Genomic DNA, 2059 nt, shown 5'->3' with positions numbered 1-2059 from the left:
AACGACACGATGCCGGCGGCGCCCGCTCGACGAACGCGGCGCCCGCCTCGGTGGGACGCATGCCGGTGCGGCTGCGCACGAACAGCTCGACCCCGAGCTCCTCCTCCAGCGCGTGCACCTGCCGGGTCACCGCGGGCTGGACGAGGTGCAGGAGCACGGCCGCGCGCGTCACGCTCCCGCTGTCCGCCACGGCCACCACCGCGCGCAGCTGCCGGACCTCCACTTCCCGACCCCATTCCCGCCCGTCATGGAACCCATCAGGCAACGGCATTTTACGGCGGCTTCGATGCTGACGGATGATGCCAGGCATGCCGGGACTGAGCACCGAGGAACGCGCCGTCGTCCAGACGGTCCGGGAGTGGGTCGACCGCGAGGTCAAGCCCGTCGTCCGCGACCTGGAGCACGCCGACGAGTACCCCGAGAAGCTCATCGAGCAGATGAAGGAGCTCGGGATCTACGGGCTCGCGATCCCGGAGCCCTGGGGCGAGGCGCCGGTCTCGATGCCCTGCTACGCCCTGGTCACCGCCGAGCTGGCCCGGGGCTGGATGTCCCTCGCCGGCGCGATGGGCGGGCACACCGTCGTCGCGAAGCTCCTGCAGGCCTTCGGGACCCCGGAGCAGAAGGACCGCTACCTGCCCCGGATGGCGACCGGTGAGCTGCGCGCCACGATGGCGCTCACCGAGCCCAGCGGCGGCTCCGACCTGCAGAACATGAGCACCCACGCCCGCCTCGCGGGCGACTCCTACGTGGTGAACGGGTCCAAGACCTGGATCTCGAACGCGCGGCGCTCCGGTCTGATCGCCCTGCTCTGCAAGACCGACCCGAAGGCCGAGCCCAAGCACCGCGGCATCTCGGTGCTGCTGGTGGAGCACGGCCCCGGGCTCACGGTCTCCAAGGACCTGAAGAAGCTGGGGTACAAGGGCGTCGAGACCTGCGAGCTGGTCTTCGACGACATGCGCGTGCCCGCCTCCGCGGTGCTCGGCGGCGAGCCCGGCAAGGGCTTCGGGCAGATGATGAAGGGCCTGGAGACCGGCCGCATCCAGGTCGCCGCCCGGGCACTCGGCGTCGGGCGCGCCGCGTTCGACGACGCCCTGCGCTACGCCCAGGACCGCGAGTCCTTCGGCCAGCCGATCTGGAGGCACCAGTCCATCGGCAACTACCTCGCCGAGATGGGCACCAAGCTCACCGCCGCCCAGCAGCTGATCCTCTTCGCCGCCGAGAAGTTCGACGCGGGCGAACGCTGCGACATGGAGGCGGGCATGGCCAAGCTGTTCGCCTCCGAGATCGGCATGGAGGTCGCGCTGAACGCCGTCCGCATCCACGGCGGCTACGGCTACTCCACCGAGTTCGACGTCGAGCGCTACTTCCGCGACGCCCCGCTGATGATCGTCGGCGAGGGCACCAACGAGATCCAGCGCAACGTCATCGCCGCGCAGCTGGTGAAGCGCGGCGGGCTGGACTGAGCCAGGCCCTCCGGGAGCGCGCCGAGCAGGCCGTAGCGCTCCAGGTGGCGGCGGTTGTCGAGGTCGATCGCGGTGGGCTCGGCGGGCCAGGAGCCGATCAGCACACCGGCGAGGGTGATCCCCCTGCGCTCGAGGGCATCGACGGTCAACGCCGTGTGGTTGAGCGTGCCGAGCCCGCTCCGGCACACGACGAGCACCGGTGCGGCCAGGGCCTCGGCGAGGTCGGCGAGGGTGCGGCCCTCCTCGTCGAGCTCCACGAGCAGCCCGCCCGCGCCCTCGACGAGGACGTGGTCGTGGGTCGCGTCGAGCCTGCGGACCGCCCCGACGTGGTCGGCGATCGACGGCAGCCGGACCCCCGCCCGGCGGGCCGCCGCGACCGGTGCCATCGGGTCCGGCAGCCGGACCCCCTCGACGCCCGGGACCCCGCTGAGCCTGCGGACGACGTCGACGTCCCCCTCCCCGTCGTCGGTCCCGGCCTGCGTCGGCTTGTAGACGACGACGGGGCCCGGCAGCGTCGCCGCCAGCGCGGCGGTCGCGATCGTCTTGCCGACCCCGGTGTCGGTACCGGTCACGACCAGGACGCTCATGCCGGCACC

At 72.2% G+C, this 2059-nt stretch carries 3 protein-coding genes; 1 reads left to right on the top strand and 2 read right to left on the bottom strand.

The annotated features are described in order from the left end of the window. Nucleotides 1-223 (bottom strand): LysR family transcriptional regulator (locus tag H5J29_RS30395; RefSeq protein ID WP_181784390.1); only part of this gene is annotated, 223 nt, incomplete at its 3' end. A gap of 85 nt (nt 224-308) precedes the next feature. On the opposite strand from H5J29_RS30395, the gene H5J29_RS30390 reads away from it, so the two are divergent. Continuing rightward, nucleotides 309-1463, top strand: coding sequence for an acyl-CoA dehydrogenase family protein (locus tag H5J29_RS30390; RefSeq protein WP_181784389.1), 1155 nt, complete (start codon nt 309-311; stop codon nt 1461-1463). Here H5J29_RS30390 and bioD read toward each other — a convergent pair. Next, on the bottom strand, nt 1361-2059 hold a 699-nt coding region (gene bioD / locus H5J29_RS30385; RefSeq protein ID WP_220188127.1), incomplete at its 5' end, for a dethiobiotin synthase. The genes H5J29_RS30390 and bioD overlap by 103 nt on opposite strands.

Source organism: Pseudonocardia pini (assembly GCF_013870575.1).
In the GTDB taxonomy this organism is placed as follows: Bacteria; Actinomycetota; Actinomycetes; order Mycobacteriales; family Pseudonocardiaceae; genus Pseudonocardia; species Pseudonocardia pini.
Note: the sequence above shows the minus strand (reverse complement) of the source record. Positions and strands in the feature narration are given on the sequence as shown.

Coding starts and splice junctions, on each gene's coding strand:
- H5J29_RS30390 (WP_181784389.1), top strand. CDS start 309: ATGCCGGGACTGAGCACCGAGGAACGCGCCGTCGTCCAGACGGTCCGG.